Origin of the sequence: Aquabacterium sp. UBA2148, from assembly GCF_002328915.1 — a bacterium.
In the GTDB taxonomy this organism is placed as follows: Bacteria; Pseudomonadota; Gammaproteobacteria; order Burkholderiales; family Burkholderiaceae_C; genus Aquabacterium; species Aquabacterium parvum.
Genome location: NZ_DCXA01000163.1, coordinates 1 through 2,460 on the forward strand (window position 1 = coordinate 1; position 2,460 = coordinate 2,460).

The following is a 2,460-nucleotide window of genomic DNA, read 5'->3' on the forward strand; positions in this document are numbered from 1 at the left end:
CACGTGCGGCTTGGTCCGCTCGAATTTACCTTTTGCCATTTGATTCTCCTAGAGAGCAAAGAACAGTCGCCCATGCGTGTTTAAGGTCTCCAGCACTGGCCGCCATGGGCAGCGAGCCAACCACTTGCGTGGCGCCGAAGACCGGCTTTGATTTTTGAGAGGGCGGATGCTAACACCCGCCCTCGGCACCAACACCCCCCGCCACGCACCACTGGTTTTGATCCAGCGACAGCCAAGGATCCGGCTTTGCCGGCCCGATGGCTGTGCCCCCTTGAGGGGGCGCGCGAAGCGCGCAGGGGGTGGGCCTTACTTCGCGCGCGCGGTGATGATCGCGTCGGCCACGTTCTTCGGGGCTTCCGAGTAGTGCTTGAACTCCATGGAGTACGTGGCACGACCTTGGGTGGCCGAACGCAGGCTGGTCGAGTAGCCGAACATTTCGGACAGAGGAACCTCTGCCTTGATGATCTTGCCGCCGCCGACCATGTCGTCCATGCCTTGCACCATGCCGCGACGCGAGGACAGGTCGCCCATCACGGTACCGGCGTAGTCTTCAGGCGTTTCGACCTCCACGGCCATCATCGGCTCGAGGATCACGGGCGACGCCTTGCGGCAGCCGTCCTTGAAGCCCATCGAAGCGGCCATCTTGAACGCGTTTTCGTTCGAGTCCACATCGTGGTACGAACCGAAGGTCAGGGTGACCTTGACGTCGACCACGGGGTAGCCAGCCAGCACGCCGTTCGGCAGGGTGTCGATGACGCCCTTTTCGACTGCGGGGATGTACTCGCGGGGCACCACGCCGCCCTTGATGGCGTCGACGAACTCGAAGCCCTTGCCGGGCTCTTGCGGCTCGACGGTCAGCACGACGTGACCGTACTGGCCCTTACCACCGGACTGGCGAACGAACTTGCCTTCGACGTCGGTGACCTTCTTGCGGATGGTCTCGCGGTAGGCAACCTGGGGCTTGCCCACGTTGGCTTCCACGCCGAATTCGCGCTTCATGCGGTCGACGATGATTTCCAGGTGCAGCTCGCCCATGCCGGCGATGATGGTCTGACCCGATTCTTCGTCGGTGCGCACGCGGAAGGACGGGTCTTCAGCGGCCAGGCGCTGCAAGGCGATGCCCATCTTTTCCTGGTCGGCCTTGGTCTTGGGTTCCACGGCCTGTGCGATCACGGGCTCGGGGAAGACCATCTTTTCCAGGGTGATGATCGCGTCCGGGTCACACAGCGTTTCGCCGGTGGTCACGTCCTTCAGGCCCACGCAGGCGGCGATGTCGCCGGCCAGGATTTCCTTGATTTCTTCACGCTCGTTGGCGTGCATCTGCAGGATCCGGCCGATGCGCTCTTTCTTGCCCTTGATCGGGTTGTAGACGGAGTCACCGGAGTTCAGCACGCCCGAGTACACGCGAACGAAGGTCAGCTGACCAACGTACGGGTCGGTCATCAGCTTGAACGCCAGCGCCGAGAACTTCTCGCTGTCGTCGGCCTTGCGGCTGGTGGGCTGGTCGTCTTCGTCCGTGCCTTCGACCGGGGGGATGTCCACGGGCGAGGGCAGGTAGTCGATGACGGCGTCAAGCATGCGCTGCACGCCCTTGTTCTTGAACGCGGTGCCGCACAGCATCGGCTGGATTTCGCAGGCGATGGTGCGCTGACGCAGAGCGAGCTTGATCTCTTCCTCGGAGAGGTCGCCCTCTTCCAGGTACTTGTTCATCAGCTCTTCGTTGGCTTCGGCGGCGGCCTCGACCATGCCTTCACGCCACTTCTTGGCGTCGGCTTGCAGCTCGGCTGGGATGTCGCGGTAGTCGAACTTCATGCCCTGCGAAGCCTCGTCCCAGAAGATGGCCTTCATCTTCAGGAGGTCGACCACGCCCTGGAAGTTGTCTTCGGCGCCGATGGGGATCACCACGGGCACGGGGTTGGCCTTCAGGCGCAGCTTGAGCTGGTCGTAGACCTTGAAGAAGTTCGCGCCGGTGCGGTCCATCTTGTTGACGAACGACAGGCGGGGCACGCCGTACTTGTTGGCCTGACGCCAGACGGTTTCAGACTGGGGCTGAACGCCGCCCACGGCGCAGTACACCATGCAGGCGCCGTCGAGCACGCGCATGGAACGCTCCACCTCGATGGTGAAGTCCACGTGGCCCGGGGTGTCGATGATGTTGAAGCGGTGCTCGGGGTAGGACATGTCCATGCCCTTCCAGAAGCAGGTCGTCGCGGCCGACGTGATGGTGATGCCGCGCTCTTGTTCCTGCTCCATCCAGTCCATGGTGGCGGCGCCTTCGTGCACTTCACCGATCTTGTGGTTCACACCGGTGTAGAACAGGATGCGCTCGGTCGTGGTGGTCTTGCCGGCGTCGATGTGGGCAGAGATGCCAATGTTGCGATAGCGCTCGATCGGGGTCTTGCGGGACATGGTGTCACTCCAAGTGTCACGGCGCCGGGCCCTGTTGGAGCCCGGCGCCGC

At 63.0% G+C, this 2,460-nt stretch carries 1 protein-coding gene; it reads right to left on the reverse strand.

Annotated features, from left to right (window positions below):
• Nucleotides 1-306: 306 nt before the first annotated feature.
• Nucleotides 307-2,409: an elongation factor G gene (gene fusA / locus B2W70_RS09045; RefSeq protein WP_286744994.1), complete on the reverse strand. Its 2,103-nt coding sequence runs from the start codon at nucleotides 2,407-2,409 to the stop codon at nucleotides 307-309.
• Nucleotides 2,410-2,460: the final 51 nt, after the last annotated feature.

Bases quoted from the DNA above. Each gene is read 5' to 3' on its own strand.
- fusA (WP_286744994.1), bottom strand. From the start codon at position 2,409: ATGTCCCGCAAGACCCCGATCGAGCGCTATCGCAACATTGGCATCTCT.